The sequence below is a fragment of the Pseudomonas sp. 2(2015) genome (genome assembly GCF_000955865.1).
Classification (GTDB): Bacteria; Pseudomonadota; Gammaproteobacteria; order Pseudomonadales; family Pseudomonadaceae; genus Aquipseudomonas.
In genome coordinates this window covers 196,545-216,302 of sequence record NZ_JYOF01000010.1, presented here as the reverse complement: position 1 = coordinate 216,302, position 19,758 = coordinate 196,545, and the positions used below count along the sequence as shown (strand labels likewise).

Annotated in this window: 14 protein-coding genes; 6 read left to right on the top strand and 8 right to left on the bottom strand. The window is 64.0% G+C overall.

The genetic code is table 11. The annotated features are described in order from the left end of the window. Nucleotides 1–241: 241 nt before the first annotated feature. From UB48_RS14700 to UB48_RS14665, 8 genes are all read right to left on the bottom strand, one after another. Nucleotides 242–1,738, bottom strand: coding sequence for an efflux transporter outer membrane subunit (locus tag UB48_RS14700; protein ID WP_045198257.1), 1,497 nt, complete (start codon nt 1,736–1,738; stop codon nt 242–244). Then, on the bottom strand, nt 1,735–4,842 hold the full coding sequence (locus tag UB48_RS14695; RefSeq protein WP_045198255.1) for an efflux RND transporter permease subunit: 3,108 nt from the start codon (nt 4,840–4,842) through the stop codon (nt 1,735–1,737). The genes UB48_RS14700 and UB48_RS14695 overlap by 4 nt, the downstream gene beginning before the upstream one ends. Before the next feature lie 118 nt (nt 4,843–4,960). Next, a complete protein-coding gene (locus tag UB48_RS14690) occupies nt 4,961–8,056 on the bottom strand; it encodes an MdtB/MuxB family multidrug efflux RND transporter permease subunit (RefSeq protein WP_045198253.1) in 3,096 nt (1,031 codons plus the stop codon). Then, nucleotides 8,053–9,336: an MdtA/MuxA family multidrug efflux RND transporter periplasmic adaptor subunit gene (locus UB48_RS14685; protein WP_045198251.1), complete on the bottom strand. Its 1,284-nt coding sequence runs from the start codon at nt 9,334–9,336 to the stop codon at nt 8,053–8,055. Before UB48_RS14685 ends, UB48_RS14690 begins: the two co-directional genes overlap by 4 nt. 234 nt (nt 9,337–9,570) lie before the next feature. After that, nucleotides 9,571–10,071, bottom strand: a complete 501-nt coding sequence (gene tpx / locus UB48_RS14680; protein ID WP_045198249.1) for a thiol peroxidase — start codon at nt 10,069–10,071, stop codon at nt 9,571–9,573. A 159-nt stretch (nt 10,072–10,230) separates the two neighbouring features. Then, the gene (locus UB48_RS14675) at nt 10,231–11,508 is read right to left on the bottom strand and encodes a serine/threonine transporter (RefSeq protein WP_045198247.1); all 1,278 of its coding nucleotides are present in this window, start codon (nt 11,506–11,508) and stop codon (nt 10,231–10,233) included. A 217-nt stretch (nt 11,509–11,725) separates the two neighbouring features. Beyond that, the gene (locus UB48_RS14670) at nt 11,726–12,922 is read right to left on the bottom strand and encodes an amino acid aminotransferase (protein WP_045198245.1); all 1,197 of its coding nucleotides are present in this window, start codon (nt 12,920–12,922) and stop codon (nt 11,726–11,728) included. A 198-nt stretch (nt 12,923–13,120) separates the two neighbouring features. Further along, nucleotides 13,121–14,146 (bottom strand): Ldh family oxidoreductase, encoded by a 1,026-nt coding sequence (locus UB48_RS14665; RefSeq protein WP_045198243.1) that lies wholly within the window; start codon nt 14,144–14,146, stop codon nt 13,121–13,123. A 150-nt stretch (nt 14,147–14,296) separates the two neighbouring features. Between UB48_RS14665 and UB48_RS14660 the strand changes: the two genes are divergently transcribed. From UB48_RS14660 to UB48_RS14635, 6 genes are all read left to right on the top strand, one after another. Continuing rightward, complete coding sequence (locus UB48_RS14660) at nt 14,297–15,166, top strand: MurR/RpiR family transcriptional regulator (RefSeq protein WP_045198460.1); 870 nt, start codon at nt 14,297–14,299, stop codon at nt 15,164–15,166. 34 nt (nt 15,167–15,200) lie between these two features. Continuing rightward, on the top strand, nt 15,201–15,959 hold the full coding sequence (locus tag UB48_RS14655) for a transporter substrate-binding domain-containing protein (protein ID WP_045198241.1): 759 nt from the start codon (nt 15,201–15,203) through the stop codon (nt 15,957–15,959). A 143-nt stretch (nt 15,960–16,102) separates the two neighbouring features. Next, nucleotides 16,103–16,822, top strand: coding sequence for an ABC transporter permease (locus tag UB48_RS14650; protein WP_045198240.1), 720 nt, complete (start codon nt 16,103–16,105; stop codon nt 16,820–16,822). Further along, nucleotides 16,819–17,529, top strand: coding sequence for an ABC transporter permease (locus tag UB48_RS14645; RefSeq protein ID WP_045198238.1), 711 nt, complete (start codon nt 16,819–16,821; stop codon nt 17,527–17,529). The genes UB48_RS14650 and UB48_RS14645 overlap by 4 nt, the downstream gene beginning before the upstream one ends. A 25-nt stretch (nt 17,530–17,554) precedes the next feature. Beyond that, nucleotides 17,555–18,796 carry an FAD-binding oxidoreductase gene (locus UB48_RS14640; RefSeq protein ID WP_045198236.1) on the top strand — a complete coding sequence of 414 codons (1,242 nt, stop codon included), beginning with the start codon at nt 17,555–17,557 and terminating at the stop codon, nt 18,794–18,796. 18 nt (nt 18,797–18,814) lie between these two features. Continuing rightward, on the top strand, nt 18,815–19,603 hold the full coding sequence (locus UB48_RS14635) for an amino acid ABC transporter ATP-binding protein (RefSeq protein ID WP_045198234.1): 789 nt from the start codon (nt 18,815–18,817) through the stop codon (nt 19,601–19,603). Nucleotides 19,604–19,758 lie beyond the last annotated feature (155 nt).

The following is a 19,758-nucleotide window of genomic DNA, read 5'->3' as shown; positions in this document are numbered from 1 at the left end:
CCGGATAAAAGCCGATGATTGTACTCAACCTTTGGCGAAACGCACGGAGTTTTCGGTGGAAGATGGCAATGACGAATCACTGCCATCTCAAGTGATTTCTAGCAGAAAAATACTTTATTAATCAATAAGATATATGACTTTATTAATGTGAAAAGCAAGAACCCAGTGCAGCTTGCACCACAAGCCAACCCACCGAATAAACAACATTAATAAGTCAACTTATACCTTTGATTTATATTGATTAATTAATACTATCCTGCTCGGCAAACGCCGCCTGCGCCTCCCAGCCCCCGCCCAGCGCCGCGATCAACTGCACGCTGGCCACCAGCCGCCCCTGTAGCAGGTTGAGCACGCTGCGCTCGTTGCTCAGGGCGGTGGTCTGCACGTTGACCACGTCCAGGTAGGCGATCAGCCCGGCCTTGTACTGGTTGTTGGTCAGGCGCAGGGATTCGCGGGCCGAGGCCAGGGCTTCGCTGCGCACCCGCGCTTCGTCTTCATAGACCTTGAGCTGTACCAGGTAGTTTTCCACTTCCTTGAAGCCGTCGAGCACGGTCTGCCGGTACTGGGCCACGGTCTGGTCGTAGACCGCTTCGCTGCGGTCGACTTCTGCCGCGCGCTGGCCGGCGTCGAACAGGGTCATGGCCAGTTGCGGGCCGACCGACCAGAAGCGGTTCGGCAGGCTGATCCAGTCGCTGAAGCTGCTACTGCTGTAGCCGCCGCTCATGCTCAGGGTCAGGTCCGGGAAGTAGGCGGCGCGGGCCACGCCGATGCTGGCGTTGGCCGACATCACGTTACGCTCGGCCTTGGCGATGTCCGGGCGGCGCTCCAGCAGTTGCGAAGGCAAGGCCAGCGGCACTTGCGGCAGGGCCGGGATGTCCTTGCTGTCGGCCAGGGCGAACTCGGCCGGGGCCTTGCCGAGCAGCACGGCAATGGCGTTTTCCAGCTGCGCGCGCTGCCACACCAGGTCGATCAGGTCGGCCTGGGTGCTTTTCAGCTGGGTCTGCGCCTGGGCCACGGCGTCCTTGCCCGAGACCCCGGCACGGTACTGGTTCTCGGTCATTTTCAGCGAACGCTCATAGGCCTCGACGGTGGCCTCGAGCAAGCGCTTCTGCTCGTCGATCACCCGCAGTTGCAGGTAGTTCTGCACCAGCTCCGACTGCAGGCTCAGGCGGATCGCCGCCATGTCGGCGAGGCTGGCCTCGGCGCTGGCCTGGTTGGCGGCCAGGCCGTCACGCAGTTTGCCCCACAGGTCGGCCTCCCAGCTCACCCCCAGCTGAGTGTTGTAGGTGTTGCGGATGCCGCTGCTGTTGTTGCTCAGGCTCGAACTCGAGCTGCCGGTGCCCTGGCTTGAGCGGGTCTTGCCGGCCGACAGGTCGAGGCTTGGGAACAGGGCGCCGCGGGCGCTACGCACCAGGGCCTGGGCCTGGCGGTACTGGGCTTCGTACTGGGCGACGGTCTGGTTGCCGGCGTTGAGCTGCTCGACCAGGCCGTTGAGCTGGGCGTCGCCGTACAGCTCCCACCAGGCGCCGCGGGCGATGGCGTCCGAGGGGTTGGCCTGGGTCCAGCCTTCGGCGTGCTTGAAGGCCACCGGCGCCGGGGTTTCGGGCCGGTGGTAGTCCGGGCTCAGGGTACAGGCGCTGAGCATCCCCAGGCACAGGGCCGAGGCCAGCAGGCGCGAGCCGCGGGCAGCCAGCAACGGCTGCAGCGAACGGTCGGAAAGAAGCGGACGTCGGGTCATAGCGGGGTTTCCAAAGCAGCGTCGGTACGCACGCCGCGCCAGCGGTTGAAGCGATGGCGCAGGCGGTCCAGATAGAGGTAGACCACCGGGGTGGTGTAAAGCGTGAGGATCTGGCTGAAGACCAGCCCGCCGATGATGGTCAGGCCCAGGGGCTGGCGCATCTCGGCGCCTTCGGCGTGGCTGAGCAGCAGCGGCAAGGCGCCGAGGATGGCCGCCAGGGTGGTCATCAGGATCGGCCGCAGGCGCAACAGGCAGGCACGGCGGATCGACTCCTCCGGGCTCAGGTGCTCGTGGCGCTCCAGCTGCAGGGCCAGGTCGATCATCATGATCGCGTTCTTCTTCACCACGCCAATCAGCAGGAACAGGCCCAGCAGGGAGATCAGGCTGAACTCGCTGCCGACCACATACAAGGTCAGCAAGGCCCCTACCCCGGCCGATGGCAGGGTCGAGAGGATGGTCAGCGGGTGAATGTAGCTTTCATAGAGAATGCCCAGCACCAGGTACACCGCCAGCAAGGCGCCGAGGATCATGAACGGCTGGCCCTTCTGGCTTTCGGCGAAGGCATCGCCGGTACCGCCGAGCTTGGCGATCACGTCCTCGGGCAGGCCGACCTTGGCCACTGCCCGCTCCACCGCGGCCAGGGCCTGGTCCTGGCTGTAGCCTTCGGCAATGTCGAAGTTGATGCTCTCGGAGGCAAACTGGCCTTCGTGGCTGACGCGGTCGTCGGCCAGGCTGTTCTGGTAATGGGCGAAGGTGGACAGCGGGACCCGCGCGCCGTCGGCGGTGATCACCTGGACCTGCTCGAGGGTGCGCGGGTCCTGGGCATATTTGGGGTTGATCTCCATCACCACCTGGTACTGGTTGAGGCTGTCGTAGATGGTCGAGATCTGCCGCTGACTGTAGGCATTGTTGAGCACCGAGGTGACCATGCTCATGTCGATGCCCAGGCGCTTGGCCTGTTCGCGGTCGACCACCAGGGTGATCTGCTGGGTACCGCCGCCTTCGCGGGCGTCGATGGCGGTCAGTTCCGGCAGGCTCTTGAGCGCCGCGACCACCTTCGGGTACCACTCGCGCAGGGCCGAGAGCTCGCTGCTTTGCAGGGTGTAGAGGAACTGCGAGCTGCTCTGGTCGCGACCGCCGCCGAACTGCAAGTCCTGGTCGGCCATCAGGAACAGCCGCCCGCCGGGCACCTTGGGCATCTCTTTGCGCAGGCGCTCGATGATCTTCTGCGCCGAGACCTTGCGCTCGCTGATCGGTTTGAGGCGCACCAGCACCATGGCGTTGTTGGTGCCGCTGTTGCCACCGATGAAACCGGCAACGCTTTCCACTGCCGGGTCGGCCAGCAAGGCGCGGCGGAAGATCTCCATCTTCGGCTGCATGACCTGGAACGACAGACCGTCGTCGCCGCGGACAAAGCCCATCAGCTGGCCGGTGTCCTGCTGCGGCAAAAAGGTCTTGGGCACCACCACGTACAGGGCGATGTTGACCGCGATGGTCACCAGCAGGCTCAACAGGGTCAGGCGCCGGTGGCGCATGACCCAGTCAAGGCTGCGCCCGTAGCCGACCATCATGCGCTGGTTGAGCTGCTCACTCCAGCGTTGCAGGCGGGTCTGTTGCCCCTCGGCGTGGGGCTTGAGCCAACGTGCGCAGAGCATCGGCGTCAGCGTCAGCGACACCAGCAGGGAGACCAGGATCGCCACTGCCAGGGTGATCGAGAACTCGCGAAACAGCGAGCCGACGATGCCGCCCATGAACAGGATCGAGACGAACACCACCACCAGCGACAGGTTCATCGACAGCAAGGTGAAGCCCACCTCCTTGGAACCCATGTACGCCGCACGCATCGGCGGTACGCCTTCGTCGATATGCCGGGAGATGTTCTCCAGCACCACGATGGCGTCATCCACCACCAGGCCGGTGGCAAGAATCAGCGCCATCAGCGACAGGTTGTTCAGCGAAAAGCCGCACAGGTACATGGCCGCGAAGGTGCCGACCAGCGACACCGGCACCGCCAGGGTCGGGATCAGCGAGGCGCGCAGGTTGCCGAGAAACAGGAACACCACCAGTACCACCAGCACCACGGCGATGATCAGGGTGTGCTCGGCTTCCTTGAGGGTCGCCTTGATCACCGGCGAGCGGTCCATGGCCACGTCCAGCTTGACGCTGGCCGGCATCAGCGACTCCAGGGCCGGCAACTGCTCCTTGATCTTGTTCACGGTCTCGATGATGTTGGCGCCGGTCTGGCGGTTGATCACCAGCAGCACCGCGTCCTGGTCATTGAAGAAACCACTGTTGTAGCGGTTCTCCACCGCGTCGCTGACCCTGGCCACATGGCTCAGGCGCAGTACCGCGCCATCCTGGTAGCGAATCACCAGCGGCTCGTAGTCCTTGGCTTTCTCCAGCTGGTCGTTGGCCTGCACCTGCCAGTTGCGCTGGCTGTCTTCGACAAAGCCCTTGGGCCGGCGCTGGTTGGCGTTGGCGATGGTCTGGCGCACGTCGTCCAGGGACACGCCGTACTGGTTGAGCAAGTGCGGCTCGAGCTCGACCCGCACCGCCGGCAGCGAACTGCCGCCGATCTGCACTTCGCCGACCCCCGGCACCTGCGACAGGCTCTGGGACAGGATGGTCGAGGCCAGGTCGTACAACTGGCCCTTCTGCAGCACGCTTGAGGTCAGCGCCAGGACCATGATCGGCGCCTGGGACGGGTTGTATTTCTTGTAGGTGGGCATGCTGCGCATGCCGCTGGGCAGCAAGTTGCGCGAGGCATTGATCGCCGCCTGCACCTCGCGCGCGGCGGCGTCGATGTCGCGGCCCTGGTCGAAACCGAGGATCACCCGCGTCGAGCCCTGGCTCGAGCTGCTGGTAAGGGTGGTCACCCCGGAGATCGCGCCCATCGAGCGCTCCAGCGGCGTGGCCACGGTCGAGGCCATGACCTCGGGGCTGGCGCCCGGCAGGTTGGCCTGGACCACGATCACCGGGAACTCGATCTGCGGCAGCGGCGCCACCGGCAACAGGCCGAAGCTGACACCGCCAAGCAGCATGATCGCCAGGCTCAGCAGCATGGTCGCCACTGGGCGGGCGATGAAAGGCGCAGACAGGTTCATGGGCGGTAGCTCCAAGCTGCAAGCTGCAAGCTGCAAGCAACTTGAGGTGACCTTCGATGCACAGATCGAACACCGGACCGCTTGCAGCTTGTAGCTTGCAGCTTGTAGCTGGCCCCGATCACACCAAGTCTCCAGTCAGGCCACGGGAGCGAAGGCGCCTCGACAACCGATCAAAGTACAAATAGATGACAGGCGTAGTGAACAGCGTCAGCACCTGGCTGACCAGCAGCCCGCCAACCATCACCAGGCCCAGGGGCTGGCGCAGCTCGGCGCCGGAGCCGCTGGCGAGCATCAGCGGGATGGCGCCGAACAGTGCCGCCAACGTGGTCATCAGGATCGGCCGGAAGCGCAGCAGCGCGGCCTGGTAGATGGCCGCTTCCGGGGCCATGCCCTGGTTGCGCTCGGCCTCGAGGGCGAAGTCGATCATCATGATCGCGTTCTTCTTGACGATACCGATGAGCAAAATGATGCCGATGATGGCGATCATGCCCAGGTCGTTACCGGAGAGGATCAACGCCAGCAAGGCGCCCACCGCCGCCGACGGCAGGGTCGAGAGGATGGTCACCGGGTGGATGTAGCTCTCGTAGAGCACGCCAAGCACGATATACATGGTCACCACCGCCGCCAGGATCAGCAGCAAGGTGCTCGACAGCGAGGCCTGGAAGGCTTCGGCCGCGCCCTGGAAGCGGGTTTGCACGCCCACCGGCATGCCGATGTCCTGCTGCACCTGCTCGATGACCTTGACCGCCTCGCCGAGGGCCACGCCGTCGCCAAGGTTGAACGACATCATCACCGCCGGGAACTGGCCGATATGGGCAATCGCCAGTTGCGCCTGGCGCTGCTCGATGCGCGCCAGGCTCGACAGCCGCACCTGGCCGCCGTCGGCAGCCTTGACGTGAATCTGCTCGAGCACCTGCGGGCCGATGCTCGACGCCGCCTCGGCCTGCAGCACCACGCGGTACTGGCTGGCCTGGGTGTAGATGGTCGAGATCTGCCGCTGGCCGAAGGCATCGTAGAGGGCGTTGGTGATGTCGGCGACGTTGATGCCCAGGCGGCTGGCGGCGTCGCGGTCGATCACCAGGAATACCTGCAGGCCCTTGTCCTGCAGGTCGCTGGCGACATCGGTGAGTTCCGGGCGTTGCTGCAGGGCATCGACCAGCTTGGCGCTCCACTGCGCCAGCAGCTCGGCATCCGGCGAGGACAGGCTGAACTGGTACTGAGTGCGGCTGACCCGGTCTTCGATGCTCAAATCCTGCACCGGCTGCATGAACAGGCGGATGCCGACCAGCTTGTCGACCTCCGGTTGCAGGCGGGCAATCACCTGGGCTGCGGTGAGGTCACGCTCGCCATGGGGCTTGAGGTTGATCAGCAAGCGACCACTGTTCAGCGTGGCGTTGTCGCCATCGACGCCGATGTACGACGACAGGCTCTGCACCGCCGGGTCCTTGAGGATCACCGCGCTGAGCTGCTGCTGGCGCTGGCTCATGGCGCTGAACGACACCGACTGCGGCGCCTCGGAAATACCCTGGATCACCCCGGTGTCCTGCACCGGGAAGAAGCCCTTGGGCACCACCAGGTACAGCAGCACGGTCAGGCCCAGGGTCGCCACGGCCACCAGCAGGGTCAGCGGCTGGTGGCGGAGCACCCACTGCAGGCCACGGCCGTAGTAGTCGATCATCCAGTCGATCCAGGCGCCGCTGGCACGGTAGAAACGCCCCTGCTCTTCCTCCTTCGGTTCGCGCTTGAGCAAGCGCGCGCACATCATCGGCGTCAGGGTCAGCGACACCACCAGGGAAATCAGGATCGCCACCGCCAGGGTGATGGCGAATTCGCGAAACAGCCGGCCGACCACATCGGCCATGAACAGCAGCGGGATCAGTACCGCAATCAGCGAGAAGGTCAGCGAAACCAGGGTGAAGCCGATCTGCCGCGCGCCTTTGAGCGCCGCCTGCATCGGCGTTTCGCCCTCCTCGATATGCCGCGAGATGTTCTCCAGCATGACGATGGCATCGTCGACCACAAAGCCGGTGGCGATGGTCAGGGCCATCAGGGTCAGGTTGTTGATCGAGAACCCGGCCAGGTGCATGACCGCAAAGGTGCCGATCAGCGACAGCGGCACAGCCACCGAGGGGATGATGGTGGCGCTGAAGCGGCGCAAAAAGATGAAGGTGACCATGACCACCAGGGCGATGGCGATCAGCAGCTCGTGCTGCACGTCCTTGACCGAGGCGCGGATGGTCTGGGTGCGGTCGGTGAGCACGCTGACATCCAGGCCCGCCGGCAGGTTGTCGGTGATCGACGGCAGCATCGCCTTGATCCGGTCGACCACCTCGATGACGTTGGCCCCGGGCTGGCGCTGGATGTTTAGCAGCACCGCCTGGTTCTGGTTGGCCCAGGCCGCCAGGCGCTCGTTTTCGGCGCCGTCGACGATCTCGGCGACATCCTTGAGGCGCAGCGGCGCGCCGTTGTTGTAGGCGAGAATCAGGTTGGCGTATTCCTCGGGCGAACGCAGCTGGTCGTTGGCGTCGAGCATCGATACGCGCGTCGGGCCATCGAAGTTGCCTTTGGGCTGGTTGACGTTGGAGGCGCCGATCAGGGTGCGCACGTCGGCCAGGTTGAGCCCGGCCGAGGCCAGGGCGTCGGGGTTGACCTTGATCCGCACCGCCTGGCGTTGGCCGCCGGCGATGCTGACCATGCCGACGCCGCCGATCTGGGCGATTTTTTGCGCCACGCGGGTGTCGACCAGGTCGTTGAGCTTGGGCAGCGGCATGGTTTTCGACGAAATCGCCAGAGTCAGCACCGGCGTGTCGGCCGGGTTGACCTTGTTGTACACCGGTGGCGCCGGCAGGTCGCTGGGCAGCAGGTTGCTGGCTGCGTTGATCGCCGCCTGCACCTGTTGCTCGGCAACGTCCATGTTCATGTCCAGGCTGAAGCGCAGGGTCAGCACCGAGGCGCCACCGGAGCTGGTCGAGGCCATCTGGGTCAGCCCGGGCATCTGCCCGAACTGGCGCTCAAGCGGCGCAGTGACCGCGCTGGTCATCACTTGGGGGCTGGCGCCGGGGTACAGGGTCATCACCCGGATGGTCGGGTAATCGACCTGGGGCAGCGCCGCCACCGGCAGCATCTTGTAGGCGATCAGGCCGGCCAGGACGATGGCCAGCATGCTCAGGGTGGTCGCCACCGGGCGCAGGATGAACAGCCGCGAGAGGTTCATGCGCCGGCCTTGCCCTGTGCGCCGTCAGCGGCGGAGGCTTCTTTCTTGTCCTGGCCCTGCAGGTGCTGGCCAGGGGTGACCGGCACTTCGGCGCTGTCGTTGACCACCTCGACCTCGCTGCCATCACGCAAGCGGTCGGTGCCTTCAAGCACCACCCGCTCGCCCTTGGCCAGGCCTTCGTTGACCACGGTGAGATCACCATCGCTGGCGCCCAGCGTGAGCTTGCGGATGCGTACCTTGTTGTCGCCTTCCATGACATAGACGAACGAGCCGTCGGTGCCGAACTGGATCGCCGCCGACGGCGCCATCACCACATCCTTGAGGGTATCGGCGAGCAGGCGCACGTTGACGAACTGGTTGGGGAACAGCGCTTCGTCCTGGTTTTCGAAGAAGGCCTTGAACTTCAGGGTGCCGGTGGTGGTGTCGATCTGGTTGTCGAGGCTGCGCAGCACGCCGGCCGCCTGTTGCTTGCTGTCGCTGCGGTCCCAGGCCTCGACCGGCAACTGCGCACCGCTGCGATAGCGCGCCAGCACCGTGTTCAGCTCTGTTTCCGGCAAGGTGAAGGCCACGGTGATTGGCTGGGTCTGGGTGATGACCACCAGCGCGGTGGTGTCGTTGGCCGCCACCAGGTTGCCGACGTCAAGCTGGCGCAGGCCCAGACGGCCGCTGATCGGCGCGCGGATGCGGGTGAAGTCGAGGTTGAGCTTGGCGTCGCCTACCGCCGCCTGGTTGGTCTTGATCGTGCCCTGGTACTGGCCGACCAGTGCCTCCTGGGTATCGAGGGTCTGCTTGGCGATGCTGTCTTCGGCGAACAGGCCTTTATAACGCTGCAGGTCGATCTGGGCGTTTTTCAGTTGCGCCTGGTTCTGCGCCAGGGTGCCTTCGGCCTGTTGCAGGGCGATCTGGTAGCTGCGCGGGTCGATCTCGGCCAGCAGGTCGCCGGCCTTGACCTTCTGGCCTTCCTGGAAGTTGACCTTGACCAGTTCGCCGCCGACCCGGCTGCGCACATTCACCGTGTTGGTCGCGGTCACCGTGCCCAGGGCCTTGAGGTATACCGGGAAGTCGCCAACCGTGGCCGGCTCGACCCGTACCGGTACCGGCCCGCCGAACGCGCCAAAACCCGGCCGCCCGCCCTTGCCGCCCGGCGCGGCACCGGCCTTGTGCGCCGCCGGCGACGGCCACAGCCACCAGCACAGGCCGGCGACCAGCAGCAGGATCAGCAGGCCGACAAGCCAGCGACGGGAGGAACGGGAACGAGAAAGCATCGGTTGATCGACCATTGTGCGGGAAAGAATTCTTTTCAGGAGGCTGAACGATAAGCACTGCAGACAGATAAGCAAAGCGCCTTTACCGGCACTTTACCTTGAGCTTACGTAGCTAACGTAATGAACTATAAATAAAAACGGCCTGGACGAGGGCCAGGCCGTTACAACTCTTAGCAATTCTTCGCGGGGCAAGCCCGCTCCTACAGGGATGGTGTAGGAGCGGGCTTGCCCCGCGATCGGCTGTCACTGTTACTTCAGAACAGCCAGGGCAGCCTCATAATTCGGCTCTTCGGCGATTTCGCCAACCAGCTCGCTGTGCAGCACCTTGTCGTTCTCGTCCAGCACAACAACGGCGCGGGCAGTCAGGCCGGCCAGCGGGCCGTCGGCGATGGCAACACCATAGGCTTCCTTGAACTCAGCGCCACGCAGGGTCGACAGGTTCTGCACGTTCTCCAGGCCTTCAGCACCGCAGAAGCGCGCTTGCGCGAACGGCAGGTCGGCGGAGATGCACAGGACGACGGTGTTGTTCAGCTCGTTGGCCTGGGCGTTGAACTTGCGAACCGAAGTGGCGCAGGTCGGGGTGTCGACGCTTGGAAAGATGTTCAGCACTTTGCGCTTGCCGGCCAGGGAAGCCAGGGTCACGTCGGCAAGGCCTGCACCAACCAGGGAAAACGCAGGTGCCTGGGCGCCGACTTTCGGCAGTTCGCCTTTGACCTGAACCGGGTTGCCTTTAAGAGTCACTTGAGCCATGAACGAAGTCCTTATGCGGGGGTGATTAAAGGACCAGAGTTAACCATGAAAGTGCCCGTCTACCTATGGGCGAATGTTAAATTGTTGAATTGCCAGACAACTTTTGTGGACAATCTTTAGTTGTCCGGGAGCCGATTGCCGGCTCCCGAATCAGGCATTTCAGCTCAGCAGCGAGTACACCAGTGCCGAGATGGCCACCAGGCCCACGGCGACGACGAAGACGTTGGACATCTGCCCGCGGTACTTGCTCATCGCCGGCACCTTGCGGATGGCGTACATCGGCATCAGGAACAGGATCGCGGCGATCACCGGGCCGCCGAGGGTCTCGATCATGCCGAGGATGCTCGGGTTGAGGGTGGCGACGATCCAGCAGATGATCAGCATGAAGGCTGCGGTCATGCGGTCCAGGGCCTTGGCGCCCGGGCGCTTGCCGGTCTTCAGCACCAGGCCTTTAAGGCCTTCGCTGGCACCGATGTAGTGGCCCAGGAACGACTTGGCGATGGCGATGAAGGCAATCAGCGGCGCGGCGAAGGCGATGGTCGGGTTGCTGAAATGGTTGGCCAGGTACGACAGGATCGACAGGTTCTGCGCCTTGGCTTCGGCCAGTTGCGCCGGGGTCAGGGTCAGTACGCAACTGAACACGAAGAACATCACCATGGCCACCATCAGCAGGTGCGCGCGGCACAGGATCTGCCCGCTGCGCTCATCGGCATGCGCGCCATAACGGCGCTTCTGGTCAACGGCAAAGGCCGAGATGATCGGCGAATGGTTGAACGAGAAGACCATCACCGGAATCGCCAGCCACAGGGTATGCAGGAACGCCGAGCCCGAAGGCATTTCAGTGGCGGTGCTGAGGATACCGCCGCTCCAGTGCGGAATCAGGAACACCGCGAGGAACGCCAGGGCGACGATGAACGGATAGACCAGCCAGCTCATGACCTTGACCGTGGCCTGCTCGCCGCAGCGCACGATGGCCAGCAGGCCGAGGATCAGCACGAACGACAGCAGCGCGCGCGGTGGCGGCTCGATGTGCAGCTGGTGCTCCATGAAGCTGCCGACGGTGTTGGTCAGGGCCACGCTGTAGATCAGCAGGATCGGGAAGATGGCGAAAAAGTACAGCAAGGTGATCAGGGCACCGGCACTCAGGCCGAAATGCTCTTCGACCACGTCGGTGATGTCGGCGCCGTCGCGCCCGGAGAGCACGAAGCGGGTCAGCCCGCGGTGGGCGTAGAAGGTCATCGGGAACGCCAGCAGCGCCAGGATCAGCAGCGGCCAGAAGCCGCCGAGGCCGGCGTTGATCGGCAGGAACAGGGTCCCGGCGCCGATCGCCGTGCCAAACAGGCCCAGCATCCAGGTAGTGTCCTGACGGGCCCAGCTGCCGAGGGCGGCGGGGGTCGATTCGAAGCGTTGTTCAACGCTTGGGGCCTGCTCATTCATCCGGGTGCAACTCCACTCGCAAGACTGCAACAGGGCCAGGAGTGGCTAAACAGACGCTTCGCCCCTCTTGACCATACAAAGAGGGGCGCGATTGTGCGCCGATTGGTTGCACTTGCAAAGCCCTGGCCGAGGAGTGGTTGCACCGAAGCTGCAAGCTATCAGCTTCAAGCTGCAAGAAAGGTTGTACCCACTCGCAGCTTGAAGCTGGAAGTGCCAGTTACCTTTGAACTGCAGCGAACGCCTTGGCCACCTGTTGCAGGTTGTCCGGACGCAAGCCGGCCATGCACACCCGGCCGCTGTCGATCAGGTACACACCGAACTCGTCACGCAGGCGACGCACCTGCTCGACGCTAAAGCCGGTGTAGCTGAACATGCCGCGCTGGCGCAGGAAGAACTGGAAGTCCTGGCCCGGCAGCAAGTCACCCAGGGTATCGACCAGGGCCTGGCGCATGTCGAGGATACGCAGGCGCATCTTCTCCACTTCCGCCTCCCACTGGGAATTGAGCTCGGCATCACCGAGCACCGCGGCCACCAGCTGGGCACCAAAGCTTGGCGGACTGGAGTAGTTGCGGCGCACGGTGGCCTTGAGCTGGCCGAGCACGCTTTGTGCAGTATCGCTGTCGTCACAGACCACCGACAGGCCGCCAACCCGCTCGCCATACAGCGAGAAGATTTTCGAGAACGAGTTGCTCACCAGGCACGGCACGCCGGCGCGGGCCACTTCACGGATGGCGTAGGCGTCTGCGTCCAGGCCTTCGCCAAAGCCCTGGTAGGCGATGTCGAGGAACGGGATCAGGTTGCGCGCCTTGAGCACTTCGATCACTTGCTGCCACTGCGCCTGGCTCAGGTCGACGCCGGTGGGGTTGTGGCAGCACGGGTGGAGCAGGACGATGCTGTTGGCCGGCAGGCCGCTGAGGCTGCCAAGCATGCCGTCGAAGTCGACGCCGCGGCTGGCCGGGTCGAAGTACGGGTAGGTGTTGACCTTGAAACCTGCGCCTTCAAAGATCGCCCGGTGGTTGTCCCAGGTCGGATCACTGACCCACACCTGCGACTCGGGGAAGTAGCGCTTGAGGAAGTCGGCACCGACTTTCAGCGCGCCGGAGCCGCCAACGGTCTGTACGGTGGCCACACGACCGGCCTCGACCGCCGGGTGGCCGGCACCGAACAACAGCGCCTGGATCGCCTGGCGGTAGCTGTTCAGGCCTTCCATCGGCAGGTACATCGAGGCTTCGTGAGGCTGGGCGGCAAAGCGCTGCTCGGCTTCGCGCACCGCGGCCAGCTGTGGCACCACGCCTGCGGCATCATAATACAGGCCGATGCTCAGGTTGACCTTGGCGCCGCGCGGATCGGCCTTGAAGGTCTCCATCAGGGAGAGAATCGGATCGCCGGCATAGGCATCGACATGTTTGAACACAGCGCACAGCTCCTTGGGTCAGGACAGTTCGGACTAAAAGCTGTGTCGAGGATACCTGTACTGGCGGCCGAGGAACATTACCCTTGGTGCAACTGATCAGTGCATGTGTGCACAGTAATCGCTGGCAAGCCAGCTCCTCCAATGATCAGCTAAAACCCTGTAGGAGCTGGCTTGCCAGCGATAGCGTGCTCAAGTTCACTATTGGGCCAAGCCCTGCAGCTGCTCAAGCTCCGCCACTGTCAGGGTCACGCCCTGCTTCGCCGACTGCTCGCGCTCGCGAAAACGCCGCTCACCCGGCAGGCGCTGCAGGCCCACCGCCTGCATCTGCCGCACCAGCTCGCGGCTGCGTTCAGCAAAGCGGTTACCCACTGAGCGGGCCGGGTCGATGACGATGATCAACTGCCCGGTCCAGGGCGTTTTCGCCCCCGGGTGCTGCGACCAGTCGAACTCGAACGAGAAGTTGCCGCCGGTCAGCGCCGCCGCCAGCAGTTCGACCATCATCGACAGCGCCGAGCCCTTGTGCCCGCCAAACGGCAGCAGCGCGCCGCCATCGAGAATCGCCTGCGGGTCGCAGGTCGGTTCGCCTTTATTGTCGACGCCCATGCCTTCGGGCAGCCGTTCGCCCTTGCGCGCGGCGATCTGCACGTCGCCATGGGCCATGGCGCTGGTGGCCATGTCGAAGACGATCGGGTCGCTGCCGGCGCACGGCGCGGCAAAGGCAATCGGGTTGGTGCCAAACAGCGGTTGCCGGGCGCCATGGGGCACCACGCAGGTCATGCTGTTGACCACGCTCAGGGCCACCAGGCCTTCATCGGCAAAAGGTTCGACATCCGGCCAGAGGGCGGCGAAATGGTGCGAATTATGGATCGCCAGCACGGCAATGCCGGCGCTGCGGGCCTTGGCCACCAATAGCTCGCGAGCCGCGGCCAGCGCCGGCTGGGCAAAGCCGCCCTTGGCATCGACGCGCACATAACCGCTGGCGAGGTCTTCGACAGCGGGTACGGCCTGGCCATCGACCCAACCACTTTCCAGGGTCGAGACATAACCGGGAATACGGAACACACCGTGGCTGTGGGCGCCATCGCGCTGGGCGCTGGCGCAGTTGAAGGCCAGGGCCTGGGCGACCGCTGCGCTGCAACCATGACGGACGAAAATACGCTGCAACAAGGCCTGCAGGTCGGCAAAGGCGATCTGCGCGACAGCAGTGTCGGGACGTGCGGACATCTGAAGCTCCCTTATTGGATTTGGAATGGGCGACAGCGATGGGCAATGGCCAGACTTTCCTCCAGTGACAGCAAACTGTCAAATGTTGACTTGATGACAGAAAACATTCATTTTCTGTTTCCACGGACCACCGCCTTCGAGTATCGCCCTGTGAGCCAACCGATCAAACAGCGCCTGGAACACAGCCTGCACAACGCAGCGGCGTCGGGGCGCAAGATCGCCAGCTACATGCTCGCCCACCTCACCGACCTGCCGTTCGAAACCTCCGCAAGCCTGGCGGCGAAAATCGGCGTCAGCGAGTCGAGTGTCGGGCGCTTCTGCCGCTCGCTGGGTTACGAGCACCTCAAGGCCCTCAAGCACGATCTTAAGGACGACCTCGGCGAAGGCCCGTGGCTGGTCGGTGATCGCCTGCAAGAATTTCGCCAACGCCATGGCCAGGATGCCGCCGGCCTGGCACGCAGCCTGGAGCAGGAGGTCGGCGCCCTGGTGCGGGTTTACGAATACAGCCGCACCCCGGCCTGGAATACCGTCAGCCAGCGGCTGGCGCAGCGGCGCAAGGTGTTTATCGCCGGTTTTCAGACCGAGCGCGGCATCGCCCAGTGCATGGCGCACCTGCTGCAATACCTGCGCGACGGCGTGCAGGTAGTCGATGGCAGTGCCGGGCATTTTGGCGAAGTGCTGCTCAGTGACCCGGCCGACTGCGCCCTCGTGGTGTTCGAGGCCCGCCGCTATTCCCGCCATGCCCTGAACCTGTGCCGCAAGGCGCATGCCGCGGGCATTGCCGTCACCCTGGTGACCGACACTTTTTGTGACTGGGCCGATGCCAACGCCAGTGAGGTGTTTCGCATCCCCACCGAATTCAATCTGTTCTGGGAGTCCACCGCGACGATGCTGTCGTGGGTACACCTGATGGTCAACGAGGTCTGCAAGAAGCTAGGACCGGATGTTGAAAAACGCTTGGAAGCAACTGCAGCTCTACACAACGAATTCGTTGGCTACACGTCAACGAGCAAACAATAGCAAGAGTGCAAACAACAACAGATCGAGGTGTGTCATGAAACCTGTTATCCGCTTCGCAGGGGCTTGCGCCCTGCTGCTCGCCGGCTCGACCCTGGCCCAGGCCGAAACCCTGAAGATCGCTACCGAAGGCGCTTACCCACCGTTCAACTACGTTGATTCGGATAACAAACTTCATGGCTTCGACGTCGACATCAGCCACGCCCTGTGCGAACAGATGAAGGTCGAATGCACCCTGGTGGCCCAGGACTGGGAAGGCATCATCCCGGCCCTGATGGCCAAGAAGTACGACGCCGTGGTGGCGTCGATGATCGATACCGAAGAGCGGCGCAAGAAGATCGCCTTCACCAACCACTACTACAAGACCCCGTTGTCGGTGGCCGTGGCCAAGGACAGCGACATCACCGACGCACAGACCACCTTCAAAGGCTACACGGTCGGCGCGCAATCCTCCTCGACCCAGGCCATCTACGCCGAAGACGTCTATGGCAAGGCCGGTGCCGACGTCAAACTCTACCCGACCCTTGATGAAGCCAACGCCGACCTCGCCGCCGGGCGCCTGGACGGGGTGATTGCCGACAAGTTCCCGCTGACCGAATGGCTGGGCAAGGCCGGCAAGGACTGCTGCAAGATCCTTGGCGACGTCAACGGCACCAAAGCCGACGCCTCGATTGCCGTGCGCAAGGAAGACCAAGCGCTGCGCGAACGCCTGAACAAGGCCCTGGACGAAATCGTCGCCAACGGCACCTACCAGAAGATCGCCAGTCGCTACTTCGACTTCGATATCTATCAGTAAATCTCACGTCCTGTGAGGGACCTGTGGGAGCTGGCCTTGCCAGCGATGCAGACGCCGCGCACTGACTGACTGCGTGTCGATGCCATCGCCGGCAAGGCCGGCTCCCACGGGGCTGTGTGTCTGTCTTGCGAGAGGGTTTGAGCATGCTCGAACAACTGTCACTGCTTTCCTTCGCCAGCGGCGGCTGGGGCCAGGCTTTGCTGGCCGGCGCCCTGGTGACCATTTCCCTGGCCCTGGCCTGCCTGCCCATCGGCCTGCCGCTGGGCCTGGGCGTGGCCCTCGCCGCCCGCTCCTCCAGGCGCTTCCCGCGTGCTGCGGCGACGGTGTTCTCTACTGTGTTTCGTGGCCTGCCGGAACTGCTCACGCTGCTGATCATCTACTACGGCTGCCAGATTGCCGCGCAGAAAATCCTCCTGGCCATGGGCTATGAAGGCGAAGTGCTGATCAACACCTTCCTGGCGGCGATGATCGCCTTCAGCCTGGTGTTCGCCGCGTTCTCCAGCGAGATCTGGCTGGCCGCGTTCAAGACCGTCGCCAAGGGCCAGTACGAAGCCTCGGCGGCGCTGGGCCTGAGCAAGGCCACGACCTTTCGCAAGGTGGTCTTCCCGCAACTGGTGCGCATTGCCCTGCCGGGCCTGTCGAACAACTGGCTGTCGCTGCTCAAGGACACCTCGCTGGTATCGACCATCTCCCTGGTCGACCTGATGCGCCAGACTAACCTCGCGGTCAGCGTGACCAAGGAGCCGATGTTCTTCTACGGCGTCGCCTGCCTGGGCTACCTGTTGTTCTCGGCGCTGTCGGGACGGGTGTTCAGCTTCATCGAACAGTATTTCAGCCGCCATTTGCGGGGGGCACGGACATGAGCTTCGAACAACTGCTGGCGCTGGTACTCGACCCCGACCTGCTGGAACGCTACGGCCCGCGTTTTATCGACGGCCTGCTGGTCACCGGCAAGCTGGTGGCACTGTCGTTTACCCTCGGCGCCCTGCTCGGCATGCTCCTGGCCCTGGCCCGGCTGTCGGACAAGCTGGTGCTGCAACGCCTGAGCGCCGGCTACATCTACTTCTTCCGTGGCTCGCCGCTGCTGGCCCAGCTGTTCTTGCTGTACTACGGCCTGGGGTCGCTCAAGGGCTTCTGGCAAGAGGTTGGCCTGTGGTGGTTCTTCCGCGATGCCTGGTACTGCACGGTGCTGGCCTTCACCCTCAACACCGCCGCCTACCAGGCGGAGATTTTCCGGGGCAGCCTGCTGGCAGTCGCCCCCGGCCAGTACGAGGCTGCCAAGGCCCTGAGCCTGAAGCGCTCGACCACCTTCTTCAAAGTGATCCTGCCGCAGTCATTGATCGTTGCCATCGGCCCGCTGGGCAACGAACTGATCCTGATGATCAAGGCCAGCGCGATTGCCTCGCTGGTGACCATCTACGACCTGATGGGCGTGACCAAGCTTGCGTTCTCGCGCAGTTTCGACTTCCAGATCTACCTGTGGGCTGCCGTGCTCTACCTGCTGATCGTCGAGATCGTGCGGCGCAGCCTGAAACACATCGAAGCCCGCCTGGGCCGCCACCTGCGCTGATCGCCTGTTTGTGAGGACCGCTCCAATGCATTGTCAAACCATCGTTCTGGGCGCCGGCATCGTCGGCGTGTCCACGGCCCTGCACCTGCAGGCACGCGGGCGCAAGGTGATCCTGATCGACCGTGAAGAGCCCGGCAGCGGCACCAGCCATGGCAACGCCGGGCTGATCGAGCGCTCCAGCGTCATCCCCTATGCCTTCCCCCATGAGCTGTCGAGCCTGTTGCGTTACGGCCTGAACCGCCAACCCGACGTGCGCTACAGCTTCACCCACCTGCCCAGGATCGCCCCATGGCTGTTCAAGTACTGGCAGAACTCCTCGCCCGCCGGCCTTGCCGTGGCCACCCAGGCCATGCTGCCGCTGGTGCAGCGCTGTGTCGAAGAACACGACGCGCTGATCGATGCCGCAGGCCTCGGCGAGCTGGTCAAGGCCAGCGGCTGGATCGAGGTGTACCGCAATGAAGAGGCCTACCGCAAAGCCGTGGCCGACGCCCATGCCCTGAAAGCCTATGGCTTGAAGTACGAAATTCTCGACCGCCAGCAACTGCACGCGCGCGAAGTGGACCTCAGCGACAAGGTGGTCGGCGGTATTCACTGGCTCGACCCCAAGACCGTCAGCAACCCCGGCGGCCTGACCCGCGGCTATGCGGCGCTGTTCGTCCAGCGTGGCGGCCAGTTCATCCACGGCGATGCCCGCACCCTGCGCCAGATCGGCAGCGACTGGCAGGTCGACAGCCGCCAGGGGCCGATCAGCGCGCCGGAAGTGGTGATCGCCCTCGGTCCGCAGTCGGCCGAGCTGTTCAAGCCGCTGGGTTATCGCATTCCGATGGAAATCAAGCGCGGCTACCACATGCACTATCGTGCCCGTGACGGCGCCGAGCTCAAGCATTCGATCTGCGATGCCCAGGGCGGTTACGTGCTGGCGCCGATGGCCATGGGCATCCGCCTGACCACCGGCATCGAGTTCGCCGCCAGCAGCGATGCCGCCAACCAGATCCAGTTGCAGCGCTGCGAAGCGTTGGCGCGCAAGGTCTTCCCGCTGGGCGAGCGGATCGATGCCGAACCCTGGCTGGGCCGCCGCCCGTGCCTGCCGGACATGCGCCCGGTAATCGGCCCAGCCGCGCGCCACAAGGGCCTGTGGTTCAACTTCGGCCATGCCCACCACGGCCTGACCCTGGGCCCGGTGACCGGCCGCCTGCTGGCGCAAATGATCACCGGCGAAACACCCTTTACCGACCCTGCGCCGTACCGCGCGGACCGCTTCAACTGATCGCGGGAGAATAACAACATGACCGCTTCACTGAGCCTTGCTACCCCAACCCCTGCCCTTGCCGCCGACCCGCGCAAGGTCGTGGTGACCATCGAGGGCCTGAACAAGCACTACGGCGCCTTCCATGTGCTGCGCGACATCAACCTGCAAGTGCGCGAGGGCGAGCGTATCGTCTTGTGCGGCCCTTCCGGTTCGGGCAAATCGACGTTGATCCGCTGCATCAACCGCCTGGAAATCGCCGAACAGGGCAACATCCGCGTCAACGACACCGATCTTGCCCTGACCACCCGCCAGGCCGCCGAGGTTCGCAGCGAAATCGGCATGGTGTTCCAGCATTTCAACCTGTTCCCGCACATGAGCGTGCTCGACAACTGCACCCTGGCGCCGATGAGCGTGCGCGGCCTGTCGCGCAAGGAGGCCGAAGACCGCGCGCGCTTTTACCTGAACAAGGTCGGGATCGAAAGCCAGGCCGGCAAATACCCCAGCCAGTTGTCTGGCGGCCAGCAACAACGGGTGGCGATCGCCCGGGCGCTGTGCATGAAGCCGAAGATCATGCTGTTCGACGAACCGACCTCGGCGCTGGACCCGGAGATGGTCGCCGAAGTGCTGGATGTGCTGGTGAAACTGGCCGATACCGGCATGACCATGCTCTGCGTTACCCATGAAATGGGCTTCGCCCGCCAGGTGGCCGAGCGGGTGCTGTTTCTCGATGGCGGGCAGATCATTGAAGACGCAGCGCCCGAGGCGTTCTTCAATAACCCGCAGAGTGCGCGGGCCAAGGGCTTTCTGGCGCAGATACTGCACTAACCTGGGATTACGAGCGCTGCGCGCTCGATCGCGGGTCAAGCCCGCTCCTACAGCGAACCTGTGGGAGCAACTGTCTTAAGCAGCTTGCAAGTATTGGGGCAGCCAGGCTGTGTTTGAGCTGATCCATTTGATAATGAGGCGCTGCCGGCGCCTTC

Excerpts from the sequence above, each read along its gene's own strand:
- tpx (WP_045198249.1), bottom strand. The coding sequence starts at position 10,071 with ATGGCTCAAGTGACTCTTAAAGGCAACCCGGTTCAGGTCAAAGGCGAA.
- UB48_RS14635 (WP_045198234.1), top strand. The coding sequence starts at position 18,815 with ATGACCGCTTCACTGAGCCTTGCTACCCCAACCCCTGCCCTTGCCGCC.
- UB48_RS14685 (WP_045198251.1), bottom strand. The coding sequence starts at position 9,336 with ATGGTCGATCAACCGATGCTTTCTCGTTCCCGTTCCTCCCGTCGCTGG.
- UB48_RS14690 (WP_045198253.1), bottom strand. The coding sequence starts at position 8,056 with ATGAACCTCTCGCGGCTGTTCATCCTGCGCCCGGTGGCGACCACCCTG.
- UB48_RS14655 (WP_045198241.1), top strand. The coding sequence starts at position 15,201 with ATGAAACCTGTTATCCGCTTCGCAGGGGCTTGCGCCCTGCTGCTCGCC.
- UB48_RS14665 (WP_045198243.1), bottom strand. The coding sequence starts at position 14,146 with ATGTCCGCACGTCCCGACACTGCTGTCGCGCAGATCGCCTTTGCCGAC.
- UB48_RS14695 (WP_045198255.1), bottom strand. The coding sequence starts at position 4,842 with ATGAACCTGTCTGCGCCTTTCATCGCCCGCCCAGTGGCGACCATGCTG.
- UB48_RS14650 (WP_045198240.1), top strand. The coding sequence starts at position 16,103 with ATGCTCGAACAACTGTCACTGCTTTCCTTCGCCAGCGGCGGCTGGGGC.
- UB48_RS14675 (WP_045198247.1), bottom strand. The coding sequence starts at position 11,508 with ATGAATGAGCAGGCCCCAAGCGTTGAACAACGCTTCGAATCGACCCCC.
- UB48_RS14645 (WP_045198238.1), top strand. The coding sequence starts at position 16,819 with ATGAGCTTCGAACAACTGCTGGCGCTGGTACTCGACCCCGACCTGCTG.
- UB48_RS14640 (WP_045198236.1), top strand. The coding sequence starts at position 17,555 with ATGCATTGTCAAACCATCGTTCTGGGCGCCGGCATCGTCGGCGTGTCC.
- UB48_RS14700 (WP_045198257.1), bottom strand. The coding sequence starts at position 1,738 with ATGACCCGACGTCCGCTTCTTTCCGACCGTTCGCTGCAGCCGTTGCTG.